At 44.9% G+C, this 22,034-nt stretch carries 19 protein-coding genes; 4 read left to right on the top strand and 15 right to left on the bottom strand.

What is annotated here, in order from left to right; translation table 11 throughout:
• Positions 1–2: 2 nt before the first annotated feature.
• Positions 3–1,685: a glycoside hydrolase family 57 protein gene (locus tag B3S93_RS04965; protein ID WP_292399476.1), complete on the bottom strand. Its 1,683-nt coding sequence runs from the start codon at positions 1,683–1,685 to the stop codon at positions 3–5.
• A complete protein-coding gene (gene glgC / locus B3S93_RS04960; RefSeq protein ID WP_292354218.1) occupies positions 1,675–2,943 on the bottom strand; it encodes a glucose-1-phosphate adenylyltransferase in 1,269 nt (422 codons plus the stop codon). The genes B3S93_RS04965 and glgC overlap by 11 nt, the downstream gene beginning before the upstream one ends.
• 106 nt (positions 2,944–3,049) lie before the next feature.
• On the opposite strand from glgC, the gene glgB reads away from it, so the two are divergent.
• Positions 3,050–5,221: a 1,4-alpha-glucan branching protein GlgB gene (glgB, locus tag B3S93_RS04955; RefSeq protein ID WP_292354217.1), complete on the top strand. Its 2,172-nt coding sequence runs from the start codon at positions 3,050–3,052 to the stop codon at positions 5,219–5,221.
• A gap of 48 nt (positions 5,222–5,269) precedes the next feature.
• On the opposite strand, the gene pgi is transcribed toward glgB, so the two are convergent.
• Genes pgi through ndk form a run of 7 tightly spaced genes read right to left on the bottom strand, consistent with a single transcriptional unit; the run spans position 5,270 to position 12,553 of the window.
• Entirely contained in the window at positions 5,270–6,907 is a 1,638-nt protein-coding gene (gene pgi, locus B3S93_RS04950; protein ID WP_292354215.1) for a glucose-6-phosphate isomerase, read from the bottom strand.
• Between the two features lie 24 nt (positions 6,908–6,931).
• Entirely contained in the window at positions 6,932–8,200 is a 1,269-nt protein-coding gene (hisS, locus tag B3S93_RS04945) for a histidine--tRNA ligase (protein ID WP_292354213.1), read from the bottom strand.
• A 2-nt stretch (positions 8,201–8,202) separates the two neighbouring features.
• Positions 8,203–9,321, bottom strand: a complete 1,119-nt coding sequence (gene ispG, locus B3S93_RS04940) for a flavodoxin-dependent (E)-4-hydroxy-3-methylbut-2-enyl-diphosphate synthase (RefSeq protein WP_292354211.1) — start codon at positions 9,319–9,321, stop codon at positions 8,203–8,205.
• Complete coding sequence (locus B3S93_RS04935; protein WP_292399479.1) at positions 9,321–10,247, bottom strand: RodZ domain-containing protein; 927 nt, start codon at positions 10,245–10,247, stop codon at positions 9,321–9,323. The genes ispG and B3S93_RS04935 overlap by 1 nt, the downstream gene beginning before the upstream one ends.
• 5 nt (positions 10,248–10,252) lie before the next feature.
• The gene (gene pilW / locus B3S93_RS04930) at positions 10,253–11,008 is read right to left on the bottom strand and encodes a type IV pilus biogenesis/stability protein PilW (protein ID WP_292399482.1); all 756 of its coding nucleotides are present in this window, start codon (positions 11,006–11,008) and stop codon (positions 10,253–10,255) included.
• On the bottom strand, positions 11,005–12,111 hold the full coding sequence (rlmN, locus tag B3S93_RS04925) for a 23S rRNA (adenine(2503)-C(2))-methyltransferase RlmN (RefSeq protein ID WP_292354207.1): 1,107 nt from the start codon (positions 12,109–12,111) through the stop codon (positions 11,005–11,007). The genes pilW and rlmN overlap by 4 nt, the downstream gene beginning before the upstream one ends.
• Positions 12,112–12,121: 10 nt before the next feature.
• Positions 12,122–12,553, bottom strand: coding sequence for a nucleoside-diphosphate kinase (gene ndk / locus B3S93_RS04920; protein WP_292354205.1), 432 nt, complete (start codon positions 12,551–12,553; stop codon positions 12,122–12,124).
• 171 nt (positions 12,554–12,724) lie between these two features.
• On the opposite strand from ndk, the gene B3S93_RS04915 reads away from it, so the two are divergent.
• Positions 12,725–13,597: an NAD(+) kinase gene (locus B3S93_RS04915; protein WP_292399485.1), complete on the top strand. Its 873-nt coding sequence runs from the start codon at positions 12,725–12,727 to the stop codon at positions 13,595–13,597.
• Positions 13,591–15,264: a DNA repair protein RecN gene (gene recN, locus B3S93_RS04910; protein WP_292399488.1), complete on the top strand. Its 1,674-nt coding sequence runs from the start codon at positions 13,591–13,593 to the stop codon at positions 15,262–15,264. Before B3S93_RS04915 ends, recN begins: the two co-directional genes overlap by 7 nt.
• Position 15,265: 1 nt before the next feature.
• Here recN and fur read toward each other — a convergent pair whose 3' ends face one another.
• On the bottom strand, positions 15,266–15,694 hold the full coding sequence (gene fur / locus B3S93_RS04905) for a ferric iron uptake transcriptional regulator (RefSeq protein ID WP_413466493.1): 429 nt from the start codon (positions 15,692–15,694) through the stop codon (positions 15,266–15,268).
• 71 nt (positions 15,695–15,765) lie between these two features.
• Between fur and B3S93_RS04900 the strand changes: the two genes are divergently transcribed.
• The gene (locus B3S93_RS04900; RefSeq protein ID WP_292354197.1) at positions 15,766–16,344 is read left to right on the top strand and encodes an outer membrane protein assembly factor BamE; all 579 of its coding nucleotides are present in this window, start codon (positions 15,766–15,768) and stop codon (positions 16,342–16,344) included.
• Positions 16,345–16,356: 12 nt separating this feature from the next.
• Here the strand turns inward: B3S93_RS04900 and B3S93_RS04895 are convergent, their stop codons facing one another.
• The 5 genes from B3S93_RS04895 to B3S93_RS04875 all read right to left on the bottom strand — a co-directional run bounded on the left by B3S93_RS04895 (position 16,357) and on the right by B3S93_RS04875 (position 22,002).
• Positions 16,357–16,986, bottom strand: coding sequence for a carbonic anhydrase (locus tag B3S93_RS04895; RefSeq protein WP_292399491.1), 630 nt, complete (start codon positions 16,984–16,986; stop codon positions 16,357–16,359).
• Between the two features lie 3 nt (positions 16,987–16,989).
• On the bottom strand, positions 16,990–17,631 hold the full coding sequence (locus tag B3S93_RS04890) for an MBL fold metallo-hydrolase (protein ID WP_292354193.1): 642 nt from the start codon (positions 17,629–17,631) through the stop codon (positions 16,990–16,992).
• Positions 17,632–17,705: 74 nt separating this feature from the next.
• Positions 17,706–18,833, bottom strand: a complete 1,128-nt coding sequence (locus B3S93_RS04885) for a hypothetical protein (RefSeq protein ID WP_292399494.1) — start codon at positions 18,831–18,833, stop codon at positions 17,706–17,708.
• A gap of 203 nt (positions 18,834–19,036) precedes the next feature.
• Entirely contained in the window at positions 19,037–19,453 is a 417-nt protein-coding gene (locus tag B3S93_RS04880; RefSeq protein ID WP_292354190.1) for a hypothetical protein, read from the bottom strand.
• A gap of 155 nt (positions 19,454–19,608) precedes the next feature.
• Positions 19,609–22,002, bottom strand: coding sequence for a Lon protease family protein (locus B3S93_RS04875; protein WP_292399496.1), 2,394 nt, complete (start codon positions 22,000–22,002; stop codon positions 19,609–19,611).
• Positions 22,003–22,034 lie beyond the last annotated feature (32 nt).

Raw genomic sequence — 22,034 nt, 5'->3', positions numbered from 1 at the left:
AATTAGCCGCCACGACGCATTGTGCCACCCTGCTCGGCTTCTCCTCCTCCTAATGACACAACCTCTGACAATATTTGAGGCACTTCTTCTCCCAACATTTGATAAAGGTTTGATAAATGCAAACGGAACAGTCGTTCAAAATCACTGACACTGTCTGCTGCGTTGTAATCGCCAAACCACCAGAACCAATCCGATCCCTCACAAATAGCCAGCTGTTTATCAATTGCCTGTAGCAGATCTTCATCAATCTCTGCAGCAGCAATTTTTTCGTCATAAACCTGTTTAGCCTGACTCAGCAGATCCCATGCCCGATTTTTATCAACATCACCAATCCAGGTGGAGAAAGTACCGTAAACCCAGCTACCAGCTACCATTTCAGGTAATAATGCGGGTTTAACGCCATTCTCCAGACAATCTGAGAAAGTGGTCAATTCTATATCCGGATGTCTGGAAAGCTGTTTATACAGGCTTTGCAAAAAATAAAACCCATTATAGGAATAATGTTCCCAGGCATTTTCTCCATCCAGAATGACTGAAACAACTCTATCGGCATCACCCTCTGTCGTAGCTTTAATATTAGTCAGATGATGAATAAAGTCGTTAACAGCATCTTCAGCACTCCATTTGGTATAGGTAAAACCAATTAAATCGGATAAACCATCATCTCGGAAAAAGCATGCAGGACCTACCGCTTCTAGTTGATAAGGCTTATGAATGCTACTGTCAGGCAAAGCACTTTTCTGCAGACTGTTTCGTAAGACATTTTCACCACTGGCAGTCCAACTAAAGCCATGTTTGGCTATCGACTCAATAGTTGGCTTTGAAACTGCACCTTCAGATGGCCAGCAGCCTTTGGGACGGAAACCAAAAAATGACTCAAATACTTCCAGACCTTTTTCCATATGCCAATCGGTGCGGACATCTCCACCAGGATACTGCCGAATTTGTGGCAACAGGGCATCCGGCATCGCTTCCAGCGTGCTATTAATATCCAGTAATAATGGCACTATCGGATGAGCGTAAGGCGTTACCGATAACTCAACTTTTTTGGCCTCTGCGAGTCGTCGATAACGTGGAATAACATCACTCAGCAACTCACCAATAACGATCATCAATTGCCGGCGATCATGAAAATTAAATTGCTGGCCTTTTTTCATTAAGGCCTGAATACGAATATCGTTGCGCCTCACTGACTCGCCCATCCACACCAGATGGTACCAAACCAGCATATCCACCAGGAATTGATCATTTAGGTAGGCCAGACGCTGCTTCTCTTCCAAGACCCAGCATGCCATTTCAGCAAGTTTTGCAAATATTGGAAACGGCGCTATAAGCTTCTCATCATTGGCGCGCAGACAAGCATTTAGTATTGTTTGGCGCTCTTCAATATGAACTGGTTGCACCGGTGAATCCAGCGCAATTAACAAAGGATCTTTCAGACATCCTGTTCCTTTAAAGCGGCCTTTCAGTTGCTGATCATAATCATCAATCTGTTCCAGTAAGGTAGGTGCGAAATTAACCACCGCCCGAGCCTCAGGGATTTGTTCGAGATGCCAGGCCATATCGACATAATCTTTTATTGCATGCAAATAGGTCCAAGGGAGCTGATAGCTTCCGCCCATCGGTTCACTATATTGCGGCTGGTGCATGTGCCAGCATAAAACGACTTTTAATTTATCGGACATAACGGTAATTTTGCCCCAGCATTTCAGGTGTGACTAATACAACACCATTGGGTGAAACTTCAAAACGTTGAGCATCAAGTTCAGGATCTTCGCCAATAACCGTTCCTTCAGGGACGATACAGCCTTTATCAAGCACAACTTTCTTCAGGCGACAGTGCCTGCCCACAGAGACATCCGGTAATACCACACTATCTTCTATCAGACTGAAACTATGGACTTCTACATTGGAAAACAGAACCGAGTGCCTCACAACGGATCCGGAAATAATGCACCCCCCTGAGACCATTGAATCAACAGCCATACCCCGCCGATCGTCATCATCAAAAACAAACTTGGCAGGCGGCAATTGGGCCTGATGCGTCCAGATTGGCCACTCTTCGTCGTAAAGATTCAGTTCTGGTGTAACACCAATTAATTCAAGATTCGCCGACCAGAAAGCATCTATTGTTCCCACATCACGCCAGTATCCTGGATCATTGCCCTGCACATCTTTGTAAGGAAAAGCGACAACTTTATATTTCTCAATTAAGGACGGGATAATGTCATGACCAAAGTCATGACTGGATCTTGAATTGTCAGCATCCTTTATCAACTGCTCATACAAGAAACCAGCATTGAAAATATAAATCCCCATTGAAGCCAATGCAACATCATCATGCCCCGGAATCGGCGTTGGATTTGCAGGTTTTTCATTAAAAGCGATAATACGGTGATTCAAATCAACCGACATGACCCCAAAAGCTCTGGCCTGGTCCAATGGTACCTCGATACAACCAATAGTCATATCGGCATTTTGCGCAACATGTTCAGCCAACATATCACCATAATCCATTTTGTAAATATGATCGCCTGCCAGGATCAATACATACTCAGGGCCATGATTGCGTAGAATGTCGATATTCTGATATACCGCATCGGCGGTGCCGGTATACCAACCCTGCTCGGTACGCTGTGAGGCTGGCAACAACTCGACAAACTCTCCCAAAGCACCACGCATAAAGCCCCAGCCCTGTTGGATATGTCTTATCAATGAATGCGCTTTATACTGTGTTAACACCCCTACTCTGCGGATCCCCGAATTGACGCAGTTTGATAGAGGGAAATCTATAATCCTGAATTTTCCACCAAAGGGTACAGCGGGTTTTGCACGCCAACCAGTCAGTTGTTTCAAACGTGAACCACGCCCGCCTGCTAGAATCAACGCCAGAGTATCTCTGGTCAGTCGACTGACAAAACGCGTGCTATTATTTTTGGGCATATTCAAATCTCCAGCCAGCTATGCAGTGAAATATGTTGTAATGGCTTTAAGCGTGCCACATCGTTAAGGTGGACAGCAATAGAAAAATTTACGGGACAGTATATCTATGGTTTTTGAACAAAATTTGACAGATGACCAACTTAAAATCATAGAAGCCAGACATCATGATCCTTTTGCAGTTTTGGGTCGTCATCCGACCAAAAGCGGCGTGTATGTCAGGGCTTTCTTACCTCATACCGAATCCGCCACGGTAGGAAACAATCTGCCTATGAAGCGGGTTGAGGGTACAGATATTTTTGAGTGGACAGGCCGTTCTGATGATTTAGAAACGCCATACCAGATTCATCGTACCACTTCACAAAATCAAATTCAGAGTCATTACGATCCGTACTGCTTCCCACCGCAAATTTCGGATTACGATCTGTATTTGTTTGCGGAGGGTAAACACTGGCATGCCTACCGAATTCTGGGATCTCACAAGCGCACAGTAAACGGTGTACAAGGTGTGATGTTTGCCACCTGGGCACCCAATGCCCAACGTGTCAGCGTTGTCGGCACATTCAACCGTTGGGATGGACGCTGTCATCCCATGCGTTCCAGAGGCAGTACTGGTGTATGGGAATTATTCATTCCAGGTCTGGAAATTGGTGAACTCTACAAATTTGAAATACGTAACTATCATGATGGCAGTCTGCATCTGAAAATGGATCCATATTGCCAGCAGGCAGAACTTCGTCCCGGTACTGCATCAGTGATTTTTGACAGCAACTATCAATGGCAGGACAAAGAATGGATGTCCAACAGAGAGCATACAAAATGGCTCCATGCGCCACATAGCGTTTATGAAGTCCATCTCGGTTCCTGGCAAAAGCGCAGTGATGGCAGCTTCTGCAGTTACCGCGAACTTGCCGACAAACTGGTGCCATACGTCCGTAAAATGGGCTTCACTCATATTGAGCTTTTACCGATCACCGAACACCCTCTGGATATTTCCTGGGGTTATCAAACCACAGGTTATTATGCTGCAACCAGCAGGTTCGGCTCACCGGATGATTTTCGATATTTTGTCGACCAATGCCATCAAAATAATATTGGTGTGTTACTGGATTGGGTGCCTGGACATTTTCCCAAAGACAGCTTCGGCCTTGCCAAGTTTGATGGTACCGCGCTCTATGAACATGAAGATCCCCGTCGTGGAGAACACCAGGACTGGGGTACATTAATCTTTAATTACGGCCGCAACGAGGTTCGTAACTTCCTGTTATCCAGTGCATTTTTCTGGCTGGAAGAATGCCACATAGATGGATTACGCGTCGATGCAGTCGCGTCGATGCTTTATCTCGATTATTCACGTCAGGAAGGTCAATGGTTACCTAATATTCATGGTGGCCGTGAGAATCTTGAGGTCATCAGCTTTCTCAAAGAAGTTAATACCATACTGCATCAGTCTCACCCTGGTTGTATTATCGCCGCGGAAGAATCCACCTCCTATCCAATGGTTTCTCGACCAGCAGATATGGGCGGACTGGGTTTCTCGATGAAGTGGAATATGGGCTGGATGCACGACATCCTTGAGTATATGAAACAGGATCCGATTCATCGTCGCTATCATCATGATCAGCTTACCTTTGGTTTGCTTTATGCATTTACCGAAAATTTTGTATTGCCTTTTTCACATGATGAAGTTGTACATGGTAAAGGTTCGATGCGATACAAAATGCCCGGAGATGAGTGGCAGCAATTTGCTAATCTGCGATTACTTTATACCTTTATGTACAGCTATCCCGGCAAAAAATTATTATTTATGGGATCAGAATTTGGTCAGGGCAGTGAGTGGAATAGTGAAAAAGCACTGGAATGGTATTTACTGGATTACCCAAAACATCAGGGCCTATTACAGCTGGTCACTGATTTAAATAAAGTCTACCGAGAGAGCCCGGCGCTTCATTATCATGACTTTGATGCACATGGGTTCGAATGGATTGATTGCAATGATCGGGAACAGTCCGTACTAAGCTACCTGCGACAGGGACAGGATTCCATCGCTGTGGCAGTGTTCAATTTCACACCTGTCGTGAGGGATAATTATCGCATTGGTGTGCCTGAAGCAGGCGAATATGAGGTTGTCATCAATTCTGACTCGGAGTACTACAGTGGCAGTAATTATTCTGTTAGTCAGGTAATTCAGAGCGATTCAATAAGCTGGTCTGACAGACCTTACTCAATTGTTTTGAACTTACCACCTTTGGCTGGATTGATTATTCGTAAAAAGCATTAACTCTTGATGATGAGAGCGGCTCGTCAGTTACGAGCCGCTTTGATTTATCTATTGGCGCAAGGTACGGATCAGTCTGATAAGCTCGGTAGTAGAACTATCATGTACTGAGATTTCGGCATTACTCTGCAAATCCGGCAAAATAGCTTTTGCAAGCTGTTTACCAAGCTCAACACCCCATTGGTCAAACGAATTGATGTTCCAGATAACCCCCTGAACAAATACTTTGTGCTCATAGAGAGCGACAAGCTGTCCCAACATTTCCGGCGTTAATTTAGGAAATAACAATACATTACTCGGACGATTACCCGGGAAGACTTTATGCGGCAATAATGCATCCAGGGCTTTGCCTTCATAGCCTTCCTTGACCAACTCTTCTCTGACTTCCTCAGCCGTTTTACCTTTCATCAATGCTTCTGATTGAGCCAAACCATTGGCCAATAAAATGGATTGATGATCACATTCAGGATAATGACTGTTGACCGGTAACACAAAATCCACCGGAATTAACTGTGTACCCTGATGAATCAGTTGAAAGTAAGCATGTTGGCCATTGGTACCAGGTGTGCCCCAGATAACCGGTCCCGTTTTATAACTTATGCGAGCGCCCTGACGGTTAATAAACTTACCGTTGCTTTCCATATCCAACTGTTGCATGTGACTCGGAAAACGCGCCAGTGAGTGATCATAGGGAACGATTGCATGGGTCTGGGCGTTAAAGAAATTGATATACCAGATCCCCAGCATTCCCATAATCAGCGGAATATTTTCTGCCAATGGCTTGGTACGGAAATGCTTATCCATTTCATGTCCACCATCCAGCAATCGTAGGAAATTATCCATGCCAACATACAATGCAATCGGTAGACCAATAGCACTCCATAAAGAGTATCGACCACCCACCCAGTCCCATATTTCGAACATATTGGCAGTATCAATACCGAACTTGGCAACTTCCTTAGCATTGGTTGATACGGCAACAAAATGTTTTGCCACATCAGCCTGAGTTGCTGCCTTCAGAAACCAGTTCCGTGCTGATTGAGCGTTAGTTATGGTTTCCTGAGTCGTGAAGGTTTTCGAGGCCACAACAAAAAGTGTAGTTTCAGGATTCAGTTTTTCCAGTGTTGTACTGAGATCAGTACCATCAACATTGGAAACAAAATGGGCCTGAATGCCATCAATACCATAAGGCTCAAGCGCATCGCAAATCATGGCTGGGCCGAGGTCAGATCCACCAATACCGATATTAACGATATCCGTAATTTTTTTACCGCTGAATCCTAACCATTTACCAGAATGCACCTGTTCGCAGAAAGCAGCCATTTTGTCCAATACTGCATTGACCTGCGGCATGACATCCTGACCATCCACCATAACCGGTGTATTAGATCGATTGCGCAATGCCGTATGTAAAACAGCACGACCTTCGGTGTGATTAATCTGATCACCCGAAAACATTCGTTCTATCCATTCCTGAATATTAACCGCATCTGCCAGCGCAATTAGCTTATCGATGGTTTCCTGAGTAATGCGGTTCTTTGAATAGTCGAGCAGTAAATCCCCAGAGCGAATTGAGAAACGTTCAAAACGTCCTGAATCCAGTGCGAATTGTTCACGCATCGACAGATATTTGATATCGGAATAGTGTCTATCAAGTGATTGCCATTCGGCGATATTTAGTGGCGTCATATTTCTACTTATTTTTGTTAACTGTTAGTTGAATGCCGAAGCAGAAAGAAAATTCGCTAGTTCAGACCAGGCTAACGTCTGTTGCTCGCCTGTGGCCATGGTTTTCACACCAATGGTTTGCTGCGCCATTTCCTCTTCCCCCAAAATTAAGGTCCAGCGCGCTCCGCTGCGATCAGCCCGCTTAAATTGGCTTTTAAAACTACCACCACCACAGTGGCTAATCAAGCGAAGTTGAGGAAGTTGGTCTCTCAGACTCTCTGCTAATAATAATGATTGTGCGGCGGCGACATCCCCTACTGCAACCAGATAGACGTCAGGCCCGGATATTTCAGGCAGTACTCCACCCGCTTCCAGTAGTGAAATCAAACGTTCAAGCCCGATGGCAAAACCTATCGCAGTGGAAGCCTTACCGCCAAGTTGATCTATCAGTCCGTCATAGCGCCCGCCCGCACATACTGTTCCCTGGGCACCCAGTTGATCGGTTACCCATTCGAAAACTGTTTTGCCGTAATAATCCAGTCCACGGACCAGTCGGGGGTTAACTTCAAAAGCAATTCCGGCTTCCGTTAAGGTAGCGCATAATTGCTCAAAGTGTTCAGCTGACTCTGCATCTAGATAATCTATCAACTTAGGTGCAGCCTGGTTAAGCATCTGCATTTCAGGATTTTTACTGTCCAGAATGCGTAAAGGATTGCTCAATAAACGCCGTTGACTGTCCTCATCAAGTTGCTCATGATTAGCTTGATAATATTCAACCAGCTTTTGACGATATTTAATACGAGCTTCTGTACTGCCCAGAGAGTTTATCTGCAGGGTAATATCTTTTAATCCGAGCTTTTTCCATAACCTGGCCGTTAGCAGGATCATCTCTGCATCGATATCGGGTCCACTGAAGCCATAGGCTTCGACACCTAACTGATGGAATTGGCGATAGCGACCTTTTTGAGGACGTTCATGGCGAAACATGGGCCCCATATACCAGAGTCGTTGTTGCTGATTGAACATACCATGTTCCATGGCCGCCCTGACGCATCCAGCGGTGCCCTCTGGACGCAGAGTGAGGCTGTCACCATTACGATCATCAAAGGTGTACATTTCTTTTTCAACGATGTCCGTGACTTCGCCTATAGACCGCTTGAATAATTCGGTTTTTTCCAGAATGGGTAACCGTATTTCCTGATAACCGTAGCTATCGAGAACCTGTTTCAGGCTGGTTTCCACTACTTGCCAGTACGGCGTCATTTCCGGAAGAATGTCATTCATTCCCCGGACAGAACGGATAATCTCTGCCACCTTTAGCTTATGTCCTTTATCGGAATTACTTTTTCGGGTTGTTCACTTCGCAGCGAAATCCGTTGACGAATTTCTTTTTCCAGCTGATCAACCAATGATTCATTATCTAATTTATGATGCGGTTTACCATCACGATATAACAGATTGGGTGAACCGCCAGTCAGACCAATTGCCGCTTCTTTAGCTTCACCTGGGCCATTTACCACACAACCGATAACAGCCACATCCATCGGTTCAATAATATCTTCCAGTCTGGCTTCCAGAGCGTTGACTGTTGAAATCACATCAAATTCCTGTCTGGAACAGGATGGGCAGGCAATAAGGTTAATTCCTTTGCTGCGAATGCGCAGGCTTTTTAAAATATCAAAACCGACGCGAATTTCTTCGACAGGATCAGCGGCCAATGAAACTCGAATGGTATCGCCAATGCCTTCCGCAAGTAGCATACCTAGACCTATCGCTGATTTGACTGCTCCACTGCGCAGACTTCCTGCTTCGGTGATACCCAGATGCAAAGGCTGCTCAATCTGGTCAGCCAGTTGACGATAGGCATGCACTGTCATGAACACATCAGATGCTTTCAAACTAACTTTAAAATCCGGGAAATTAAGGCGATCCAGAATATCAATATGGCGTAAGGCCGACTCGACTAAAGCTTCAGGCGTTGGTTCACCATATTTTTTTTGTAATTCTTTTTCCAATGAACCGGCATTGACACCAATGCGGATTGGAATACCAAAATCTCGTGCCTTGTCGACAACAGCCCGCACCCGATCTTCGCGACCAATATTGCCCGGATTAATACGCAGGCAATCAACACCCAGCTCAGCCACCCGCAGCGCAATTTTATAATCGAAATGAATATCGGCAATTAAAGGGATATCCACTAACTTACGAATCGCACCAAAAGCCTCTGCCGCATCCATTGAAGGGATAGAGACCCGAACCAGATCAGCACCCACTTTCTGTAATCTCTGGATCTGATCAACGGTGGCAGCAACATCTGTTGTTTCGGTATTGGTCATGCTTTGAACGGCAATCGGCGCATCACCGCCTACCGGGACATTACCAACCATAATTTGACGTGATTTTCGACGTTTTATCGGTGAAGCAGTTTGCATTAAGAATCTTCTCCCAAGGTAAATCGAGCCACATTACCGCGAGTGTATTCAGTAATATCGATGATATCGCCATCAAATCTGACAGAAGCGGCATTCGCCTGCCCCAATGAAACTTGTAAAGGTAGCGTACCGGTCAATTCGACCGTATTACCTGCTCTGACCACACGACTAATCAGAACTTGCTGACTGGCATCTCTGACTTCAACCCAGCAATCTGCATCCAAACCAATGATAAGGTTCTTTTCAGTTGTAGCTTCTGCTGTAGCAGGTTCTGCATCTTCAACTTCTGCAGGTGGGGTTATCTCAGCTTCAAATGGTTCATCGAGGGCGGTATCCGCGGTATCCAAAGTTGGCTCAGATGTATCGGTTTCATCTGGTGATAAAGGTTGTTCCTCCAGGCTGATATCATTAGACTCAGTCACTGGAACAGGATTAACATTATTCTCGGTTTCCGGCTCATCCAATGGTTCAAGCAGTGTTCTCTCTGCCGGCTCATTATTCTGTACAATTTGCGTCGCCTGCCATTGCTGGTAGGCAAACCAGGTCAAAACTGCCACGGTAATCAGCAATATCAAAGGCAGCCAGGGGAATGTTGATTTTGCAGGTTTAATCTGTTGAATTGGTGCTACCGATGGGCTTCTTTTATCAGTCTCGGTGAATTCGATATTAAAACCTGCCAGCATTTCATCCTGTGGAAGCCCCAAAAACTTTGTATAACTCAGGAAATAACCACGGGCATAGGTTCGACCGTGCAGCTTATCCCAGTCTTGTTCTTCGAGATGGACAATGGCGCTGCGAGTCACCCTCAACTGGGCTGCCGCATCAGAAACCGAGATTTTTTTTGCTTCGCGAGCTTCCCGCAGTCGTCTACCAACGTCCACTGATGATGAAACAACATTTGGTTCTTCTGAATGACTCTCAGTCATAAACGTTAAATACCTTCATTGACCATGCGCATTTCATCAGAATCCGGAAAACGGGCTCGCATAATTAACTCGTAACTTGATACGGCGTCTTCATTGCCCAATTTGGATTCAGTTTTAATCGCGGTTAGTAAAGCCTGTGGTGTCCACGGAGAAACACTACTGTAACGCTGAACATAAGCGCGTGCCTGCATGTAATTCTTTTGTTCATAGCTCAAATCAGCCATCCCAATTAATGATTTACTCAGATTTGGATTGATCTGTAACGCCCGTCTGAAATGGGATTCAGCTTTGACCAGATCCGGAATTTGTCTGGTACAGAGTGCAGCGTTTTCATAGGCCATGGCAGCACTTTGATAGAGCGGGTTTTCCACGGATTTTAAAAACCGCTTTTCAGCCTCTACATATTTGCCTTGCTGGCACAGAAACACACCATAGTTATTTTGTGCTTCGGAATATTCCGGAGCTCTGCTAACTGCTTCTTTAAAATGTTTTTCGGCTTTTTCATCTTCACCCAGTCGTTGATAAAGCAAGGCGATAGTATTGTGAGCACTGGGTAAATTTGGATTTTGTTTCAACGCTTTATTAAGCTTCTCCATGGCGATTTCATAATCACCACGTTGCAGATAACTCAATCCCAATTGCATATTCAATTCAGCCGCCTTGGGATCCGGCGCAATATGCTCACGTGGCCCGGTTGTACCACATGCGGTAAGCATTATGATTGATGTCGCCAGAAAACCTATTTTCAAAAATGATTTCATCGGACGAAAACAACCTCCCGTTCAGCTAATCTTTGAGTACGACGAGTTTTATCCTGAACTTCGCCTGCCAGTTGACCACAGGCTGCCACGATATCATCACCACGGGTTTTTCGTACAGTCGCAACCAGACCGGCCGCGATCAACTGCTCTTTAAAACGATTAATGACATTTTTTGAAGAGCACTGGTAATCGGTGCCCGGGAAGGGGTTAAATGGAATGAGATTGATTTTGTTCGGTATGCCTTTCAAAATCCGGATCAGATCCCGTGCATCCTTTTCCGAGTCATTAATTCCTGCGAGCATCACGTATTCAACTGTGATGTGACGACGCAATTGCTCACCCGTCACATATCGTTTACAAGCCGCTAATAATTCAGCAATCGGGTATTTATCGTTTAACGGAATAATCTCGCTGCGTAATTTATCGTTCGCAGCATGTAATGATATGGCCAGACTGACATGGCAATCTTCTTTCAGACGATCAATCATTGGCACGACACCTGAGGTGCTCAATGTTAACCGTCGCCAGGAAATACCATATGCCAAATCATCACGCATAAGATTCATCGCTGAAATCACATTATTGTAATTTGTCAGCGGTTCTCCCATGCCCATCATCACCACATTGGTGACCATTCGATTGCCTTTGGGGTCTTTACCTAAAGCCTCATTGGCAATCCACAACTGAGCAATAATCTCGGCAGCACTGAGGTTGCGATTAAAACCTTGTTGACCGGTTGAACAAAAAGTACAGGTTAAGGCACATCCCACTTGAGAGGACACACATAAAGTCCCACGACCATTTTCCGGAATAAATACCGTTTCAATGGAATTATCACCATCCATTTTGATGATCCATTTACGGGTTCCATCAGTGGATATGTGCTCGTGTAACAATTCGGGTACGCGTATCTCGGCAATCTGACTCAGTTTTTCGCGCAACGATTTGCTCAGATTACTCATCTGGGCAAAATCAGTGACACGATATTGGTGAATCCATTGTAAAAGTTGACGCGCACGGAAGGGTTTCTCACCGATTTCGATGAAAAACCCTTCCAGACCTTTCAGATCCAGACCAAGCAGATTGGTCAGTGCAGTTGCCATCAGTTATTGATTAGCGTGTGCGAGCGCACAATTGATCATCAGTAAAGAAATACGCAATTTCACGTGCTGCACTTTCAGCAGAATCAGAACCATGAACAGCATTTTCATCAATACTTTGCGCAAAATCAGCACGAATGGTGCCAGGTGCCGCATCAGCAGGATTGGTTGCACCCATCAGATCGCGATGAGTAATAACCGCATTGTCACCTTCCAGAACCTGAATCATGACAGGGCCAGAAGTCATAAAACTCACCAAATCGCCAAAAAATGGACGTTCTTTATGTTCCGCGTAAAAGCCTTCAGCTTGCTGCTGTGTAAGATGCACCATACGGGCTGCTACGATAGACAGACCAGCTTTCTCGAAACGTGAGTAAATCTCACCAATAACATTCTTTGCTACCGCGTCCGGTTTGATAATTGACAGAGTACGTTCAGTCGCCATGTGTATCCTCATTGATTGATTGGATTAAATCGACATATTCTAGCATCTATAAGACTCAGAGATAGTAACGTTCACCGAGTTTTTATTAAGCGGTCAATTTTGCTTTGGATTTGATGACAAAACCATTACCATCAGCTGACTATTTTTTGATAAAACTCAAATGCAAATTCGATGATGAATAACACATTTAAACGTATCGGCCTGTTCATCCGTAAGGATGATCCTGTCCTGGAAACTGCTGTAATTCAAATAAATGAATTCCTGATATCCAGAGAGTTACAGGTATTTTGCAACGAGCCGATAAGTTTTTTACCTGATTTGGAAGTTATTTCGATCGCAGAGTTTCCTTCAAAATGTGATTTAACTATAGCGATTGGCGGGGATGGCACCATGCTATCTGCCTCACGAGCCCTGGCAGGATTTGATTTACCGGTTGTTGGCGTAAATGTTGGCCGGCTGGGTTTTTTAGCTGATGTCACCCTGAATAATCTGCAATCTCAGTTAGGTCGAATTCTTGACGGCCAATATCGGCATGACAATCGGTTTTTGTTACAAGCCCACCTGAATAATGCTGAAGATCCAATTAGCATTGCCATGAACGATGTAGTGGTGCATTCACATCAAAGCCGACATATGATTGAATTTGAAACCCATATCAATGGACGGTTTTTAAACAGCCAACGTGCTGATGGATTAGTGGTTGCTACGCCCACCGGCTCAACCGCTTATGCCATGTCAGCGGGAGGTCCGATTCTTGATGTTGATTTGGATGCGGTGGTGTTAGCATCAGTTTGTCCACACACTTTGAGCAATCGTCCTCTAGTGATTGCGGGCAGCAGCATTATTGACATTACATTAAGTGAAAATAACATTACCACAGCAATGGTCACTTGTGACGGACGTCCTGGCCACGAGCTTAAACCTGGCGATACTGTCCGAATTCAGCGTCATCTAAACCGTATAGATTTACTGCATCTTGAAGATCATGATCATTATTCAATTTTGCGTGCCAAACTGGAATGGGGCCGAAAACTGACATGTTGATAGCGTTAACTGTTCGCCAGCTGGCGGTGGTAGAAGATTTATCCTTAACTTTTAAATCCGGCATGACTTCACTAACGGGTGAAACCGGGGCCGGTAAATCCATATTGGTGGATGCCCTTGGTCTGGTACTGGGGGATCGTGCTGATTCAAATATGGTACGCCATGGAAGTGAACGTGCTGAAATAGAAGCCAGTTTTGATATCAGCAGTAACTTGCCGCTTCAACAGTGGCTTAAAGAACAAGAACTTGATGATGAAGATCAATGTCATCTGCGCCGAACAATCAGCCGTGATGGTCGCTCCAAAGCGTATATCAATGCCCGACAGGTTGCATTAACCCAACTACGTAATATCAGTGAATTAAGTGTTGATATTCATGGACAGCATGAACACCAATCCTTGTTACGGACGGAGACTCAGCGCGAACTTCTGGATATTGTCGCTAACAATAAAGCCCTGCTTAAATCATTAAAACAAGCCCATGCCGAGTGGCAAAAAATTCAGCAGCAACTGGCTGCAATCCGTCAGCAAACTGAACAGCAACTGGCACGTCAGGAATTATTAAACTATCAGGTCAGTGAGCTTGAACCGTTAGCACTGACAGACGAGAGCATCAACTTACTGCTACAGGACCAGCAACAGCTTGCACATGCTGCTCAACTTCTCCATACCAGCGAATCAACACTGCATAATTTATTTGAGCAGGAGCATGGTGCGGCTTACGATCTGATTGGTTCAGCACTGACCGAGCTGGAAAAGTTACAACAATACGAACCCCGTTTTACCGAGATCATTGAGACGCTGAACAGTGCGGCAATCAACCTTGATGAAACGGCCACTTCGCTACGTCATTATCTGGACAGTGCGGATCTGGATCCGGCGAGGCTGGAAGCCGTTGAAGATCAGTTAGCTGTGTTACATGATCTGGCGCGTAAACATCATGTTGAAATTGAGGCCTTACCTGCCCATTATCAGGCTTTGTGTGATGAATTGGATAGCCTGTCAAAATCCCAGCAAAATCAGACAAAGTTGTCTCAGCAACTCAAAGCCCAGGAAAAATTATGTCTGGACTTATCTGCACAGATCCGTGCAAACAGAGAAAAACATGCTAAACCTCTGGCGGAGACCATTACCCAGTCCATACAACAACTGGCCATACCTGCTGGCCGTATAGAATTTGTTATCACACCCTTTGAAGATGGCAAATTCAGTGAACATGGTGCGGATCAAATTCAATTGTTGGTCAGCACCAATCCCGGCCAGCCGGCAGGAGAATTGGGCAAAATTGCATCGGGAGGTGAATTAGCACGGATAAGCCTGGCCATTCAGGTAGTTACTGCAGGAAAACGTAGCGTTCCTACGTTAATATTTGATGAAGTTGATGTGGGAATAGGCGGCGGCGTTGCTGAAATTGTTGGTCAACATCTCAAATTACTGGCATCAAGCCAGCAGGTGATCTGTATTACTCATTTGCCTCAAGTCGCGGCACAAGCTCATCAGCAACTGCAGGTTACAAAGATTCTGGGTGAAGATAAAACCCATACTGAAATCAGCGAACTTAATCGTGAACAACGCATTGAGGAAATTGCCCGGATGCTGGGCGGAATGAACCTGACCCAGAAAACTCGTTCACATGCTGAGGAGATGCTGGATCAGGGACAAAACTGATTTATCGTTCTTTTTTGCAGTCTTCGCGGTTGCAAATGCCATAGATGTAAAGGCTGTGATCGGTCATTTCAAACCCATTCGCCTTGGCAATCTCTCTTTGCCGCTCTTCAATCACCTCATCATAAAATTCGATAATGCGATTGCATTTCACACAGAACAAATGATCATGATGTTCGCCATCTTCCAGTTCAAAGACCGCATGTCCACCATCAATATTTAATCGTGAAACCAGCCCTGCACCCTCAAATTGCGTAAGCACTCGGTAAACAGTTGCCAGACCGATTTCCTCTCCCATTTCCAGCAAAGCCTTATAGACATCTTCAGCACTTAAATGGCGCTGTTTGGAGTGTTCAAGAATCTCCAGCACCTTTAAACGTGGCAGAGTAATTTTCAATCCCGCTTTTCTTAAATCTTGTCTTTCCATTATTATTGTTGCCTCGTAGAATAGTTACGAATAGCGTATCATCGCACTTTGGTCATCAACACAGAAACAAATACTAAATGAAAAGCCTGCTTATTTATAGCCTTTCCTTGGTTATTCTCACTCTCAGCGCCTGTAGCAAAGACAAAATCCCTGGTGTTTATCGAATTGATATTCAACAAGGCAATCAGGTTACACAGGAAATGCTCAGTAAGCTCGAACCTGGCATGACTAAAAGCCAGGTATCTTTTGTGATGGGAACACCGATGTTAATTGATGTATTCCATCCGAATCGCTGGGATTACATATACAGTTTCCACCCCGGAAACGGTACACGCGAGCAGCGTCGCATCACTTTGTATTTTGATGAAGCAGAAACGCTTGACTACATTGATGGCAATACCCAGATTGTTGAAAACATCCAATTAACGGAAGAACAGCGCACTGATACTAACGTGGTGGTTCCGTTAAACGAGAAGAAAACCGGTTTCTTCAATGGCATATTTAATGTGTTTGGCCTAGGCGAAGATGAAGCAGAGATTATCGAAGACGATAACGAAACTGATGCCGCTGAGAAAAAGCAGAAAGAAGCTCTGCCGGAAAACTTAGATGACTCAATGGGAACACAACCTGCAGGTCAGCTCCCAGATATTCAGTAAGTCCCTGAAACGCTATTCCTGAACCGGTTCAAACTGGCCGGTTTGGGAATTAAAACAAAGCAACTCTCCTGCTGCCAAGTCAAAATACCAGCCGTGTAAGGTCAAACGACCCTCTTCTACCCGTTGCTGAACACATTCAAAACTCATCAAATTATCCAGCGAAACTAGCACTGCACGTTGTTCGCAGGCCTTTAACTGACTGGCCTCATCGCCATCAGCGTGCGAATTAACCCAGTCCTTTGCCGGTTGTGCAATTGAAACCCACTGATGGATGAATTTTGAGTTTTGTTGTCCATCATCATCCCACAGCGCACGTATACCACCACAGTTGGCATGCCCCATGACAATAATGTTTTCGACTTCAAGATTATTAACGGCAAATTCAAGTGCTGAGCTGGTGCCATGATGTAAACCATCATTCTCACAGGGTGGCACCAGATTGGCGACGTTTCTGACGGTAAATAAATCCCCAGGATCACAATCTGTCAAAATCGCGGGATCAACTCGAGAATCACAACAGCCAACCATTAAGGTTTTCGCTGGCTGCCCCGTTTTCATACTGGCATAAAGTCGGCTGTCCTGACCAAAGTATTGTTTTTTAAAACGTTGAAAACCTTCAATTAATCTATCTGTATTCGCCATTTTTTATGCATGTCTCAAAAACGTTAAAAAAGGATTATGTTGTTTCTCATGGGAAATGGTTGTGACCGGTCCATGACCACTATGCACTCGCAAATGCCCGGGTAATTGCATTAACCGTTGTAAGCTTTGCTGCATTATAGCCGGATTCCCCATAGGTAGGTCAGTGCGTCCAACGCTGCCAGAGAATAAGGTGTCACCGACAAAGATATCCTGCTCGTCATAGTAACAACCCTGGCCTGGTGTATGCCCAGGGGTCGAGATAAACCTCAGTTTGGTATTCCCCAGCTGAATTTCATCACCATCGTCGACAAAATGGTCAATTCGTCCACATGGCCGATTAAATGCTGGCTCGCCAAACCAGTCCCCCTGTATCGGTAATGTCTCAAATAATGGAACCTCGTTTCGCGGCAGGTAGGTCGGCACATCAAATTGCGATTGTAAGTAGACCAGGCCTCCTGCATGGTCCAGGTGACCATGTGTTAGCAATATCATCTGTATGCGGGGACGAGGATTGATTGACAGCAACTTTTGCACTAATTCATCTGTTTCGCCGGTATCGATTACTGCTGCATCACCAGTCGTCTCATCCTCGATTAAATAGGTATTGACCTGAAATGCACCAACGGTAAAGCAGGTGATTTTCATCCTGTATAACTCTCCCAAAAAAAAACAGCTGGTCGGTTAAACCAGCTGTTTTTAATAATGACATGTAAGACGTTTTATTTATCTTTGTTTTTCTGCGCTTCGCGCGCTAAACGCATATTGTTTTCAAACCAATCACGTTTAATTTTTTGGGTACGGGCCAGATTGATATTAGCTTCATACCATTTCTTTTTGATATCTGCATGTGGATCGGGATGCAGGTTCGCTTCATACCATTTTTGATGGCTTTCACGAGCGGCCTGCAAGTTGGCTTCATACCATTTTTTATCACTGGCCGTCTGCTCATCACTGAATTCATACCAGTGTTTATCGGTTGGCGTCTGATCCAGATTGGCTTCATACCATTTACTGTGTTGTTCACGGAATTTGGCCAGATTAGCTTCTTGGAAGCGTTTTTTCCAATCGGTATCGCCCGCTTCTTTGAACTCATACCAATGGGTAGTCGTAGGCGTATTGTCCAAATTGGCTTCATACCAGTGACGATTCGCTCTAACCGTTTCTACTGCTGTGCGTAAATTGGCCTCATACCATTTTTTCTTGCTATCAAGATGATCCACCATATTGGCTTCGTACCAATGCGTATCGCGCTGTTGAGCTGGACGCTGATTCGCTTCATACCATTTGGAATTTTCACGAGCAACATGGGTATTGTAGGCAAACCAGTCACGCTTGATTTGTTGGGTACGTGCCAGACTGATATTAGCTTCATACCATTTCTTTTTGATATCCGCATGTGGATCGGGATGCAGGTTCGCTTCATACCATTTTTGATGGCTTTCCCGAGCCGCTTGCAGGTTGGCTTCATACCATTTTTTATCACTGGCAGTCTGCTCATCACTGAACTCATACCAGTGTTTCTCCGTTGGCGTCTGATCCAGGTTGGCTTCATACCATTTACTGTGCTGCTCACGGAATTTTGCCAGGTTGGCCTGTTGCCAACGCCTTTTCAAATCACTGTATTGTGAATCAGCAAATTCATACCAATGGGTTTGTGTAGGCGTTTTATCCAGGTTCGCTTCATACCAATGACGGTTCGCCCGCACTGCTTCAACAGCAGTACGCAAATTGGCTTCATACCATTTTTTCTTGGTATCAAGATGCTTCACCATGTTCGCTTCATACCACGGACGTTCAGAATGCTTTACAGGATTCTGTGCCGCTTTGTACCAAGGCAGTTTTTTCATTTTATCTCTCACTGCGTTTGCGGATTGCAACTTAGCTTTAATGCTATCAACTGTTGCGTGATTGCTCTCGTACCACTTTGTTTTAATATCTATTGTGCTACTCATTGCGTTTACCTCTTTGGGTAGTTTTACAAACTGATACTACCCCAGAAGTGAAGCCTACTACAAGTAAAACCATGCGATGAGACAGCGAAATAATCTAATTATTCAAAGCAATGCTTTTCAGCTTTTACCCGCTGCAACATAGCTATTTTCTGTTCCACTTGCTGTGTTCTTCTGGCCTCTTTTTCATCTACCAGAGAAGAATATCCCAGATAGGCCAGACCCAACCATCCCTCAACAATCGGGATCGTATCAAAAGCAATTAATGTCGCGGCCAGTTTATTACTGCCATCCTCGTAAAAGCCAGGCTTGTAACTATAACGATATGGATGAAGCTGGTTGATAGCACCATCAATTTCAACGCAGCTATGCTTGCGGATTTCATCGGTAATTTGCACTACCGGCGGTTCATAATAAATTGGCTCAGTCGGCACGGGAACAGGTGTTAACGCCTGTACTGGTAACACCATAAAACCAAGCATCAAACCTATAGACTTGATAAAAAATTGATTTTTCATAACTGACATACCTATACAATTTATGCGTGTTTGCCTGTAGAGGTTAACGGCTGACCTGACCGTAACTATAGCCTAAGGCTTGTTTATCTTTCATCTCCGCTATTGCTGGTGACTATTTCTTGTCCGACAAGGCGGTGATGAAGATAAAATCAGCCCTAATCACTTGCTTCATGGCTACTGTCTTTATCATGCTTGTGCAGCTCCGCCCAATTGGCCAGTCTTGCCGCGACAGCGCCATTAAAACTGTTTTCAGGATAGTTGCCCTGTTCGTCTGCTTCGCCAGCCTCATATTCACTCAGCACATTGATAGCATCGCTGATGTCATCGACAGCGTAAATATGAAACAGACCATTCTCAACGGATTGTCTGACTTCGGGTTTCAGCATCAGATGCTGCATATTACTGCGGGGAATAATCACGCCTTGTGTGCCTGTCATTCCCACCAGACAACAGACATCATAAAAGCCCTCAATCTTTTCATTAACGCCACCGATAGCCTGAACCTGCCCGAACTGGTTCATTGATCCGGTAATAGCGATAGATTGTTTGAGTGGAATTCTGGCAATAGAAGATAATAAAGCACACAGCTCAGCGACTGTTGCACTATCGCCATCGATCTCACCATAATTCTGTTCAAACACAATACTGGCAGCCATGGATAGCGGTTTATCTGCCGCATAAAAAGACCCCAGATAAGCAGCCAGAATCATCACACCTTTTGCATGCAGGTTGCCCCCCAGCTCCACTTCTCTTTCAATATCAATAATCGCATCATCACCATATCGGCAACTGGCAGTGATGCGGGTAGGTTCACCAAAATGAAAACTGCCGATGCTCAATACCGATAAGCCATTGACCTGACCGATATGCTTGCCATTCACATCCAGTTGAATAATCTGCCGCTGTATTTGCTGATAAACCACTGAACGAACGCGATCCACCCTTCTGAGACGCTGTTGCCAGGCATGATTCACCGCATCAGCAGTAATTTCAGCCTGTTGGTATTTGCGAGTCCAATAGGCGGCTTCACGCAACAGATCAGTCATATCAGCAATATGCAGCGACATTTGTTGCCCATCATTAATTGATCTCGCTGCATATTCAATCATTAATGCCACTGCACTCTGCTGCAAAGCGGGCAAATGCTCATTCATTGCTGTTGAGGCAATCAATTTTGCCATTTGCATATGTGTTTCAGCCGTACGCGGTAATTCATCTTCCAAATCAGCCAGCACTTTAAATAATCCAGCAAACTCGGGATCCAATTCATACAGTTGATAATAAAGATCCCGGTTCCCCAGTAAAATCACTTTGGCTGAAAGCGGGATTGGTTCAGGTTCTAGTGAAACCGTTGCCACCAGACTATAGGTTCGTTCAAGGTTTTCCAGGGGTATTTCGGAAGCTTTTAACGCTGCCTTCAACCCCTCCCAGGCAAAAGGCTGCTCCAGAAGCTTTTCGGCATCAACAATTAAAAAGCCGCCATTGGCACGATGTAATGCGCCCGCCTTAATCAAGGTAAAGTCAGTCACCAGTGCACCCATCATTGCCATGTTTTCAACACAGCCCAATAGATTCTGATGATTTGGTTGATTGAGATACACCACCGGAGCTCCATGCAGATCGGCATTATCCACAATCAGGTTAATCTGATAGCGCTTCAGACAATTATCGACATTAACATCTTCCTGCCTCTCTTCATTTTTGAGGAACATCTCGATATTCCTCTGAATATCAAATTGCATATCATCAAAATAATTCTGTAACGGCTCGGATTTTGGATAAGCATGGCGTAAAAAATCGATTTGCCGGGTTATCACTTCTAACGCAACCTGATCATTCAGCGCGGTAATCTTATTTACCGTGTCATGTTCCCATTCATGAATTTCAATCAGGGTATCCTGCATTGACACCTGTAATTTCGCGATAGCCTCTTCCGTTTCCATTTTCTTGGCATAGGGCAGATCTTCAAAATCTTCGCCAGATAAAGGCTCCCCTTCATGCTGAGCTGCAAAGGCGTAACTGCCATCTTCCATTCTAAGCAGTACAACGCCCTGTTTATCCGCTTCAGTCTGCAGTGCACCAAACAAGCGTACCCGGTGCTGGCGACTGGCTTCTTCAATTGCCCTTACTCTTCCCCGATAATATTCGTCATCAAAAGCGTGAGGTAATTGTTGCTGTAGCGCTTTGATAACCCGCTCGATATCCAGTTTTAACTGCGCACCATCACCGGCGGGTAATGACAATGATTTAGGCTGTTGAGGTAAATCAAAATTATGTAAATAAGCCCAATCTTCTGCATCAGGCCGGTTGGCAGTATGTTTGGTGAGATATTCACTGACCAGCGACTTTTTACCCATGCCGGCCTCCCCCATCACATACAGGTTATAACCATCTGCTTGAATATTCGCTGCAAATTCAATTGCTTCGCGGGCTCTGTCCTGGCCAATCAAGCCTGTTAAAGGCTCCACTGTAGCGGTAGTTTTGAAGGGCAGATCAGCCGGATTGCAGCCGTGATACAGTTGTGACGCGTTTAAGTGAGTTACAGACATGGATATCTCTGGACGAATGAACAGAACTTAGC

This window comes from Methylophaga sp. UBA3613 (assembly GCF_002375415.1).
Taxonomy (GTDB): domain Bacteria; phylum Pseudomonadota; class Gammaproteobacteria; order Nitrosococcales; family Methylophagaceae; genus Methylophaga.
Note: the sequence above shows the minus strand (reverse complement) of the source record. Positions and strands in the feature narration are given on the sequence as shown.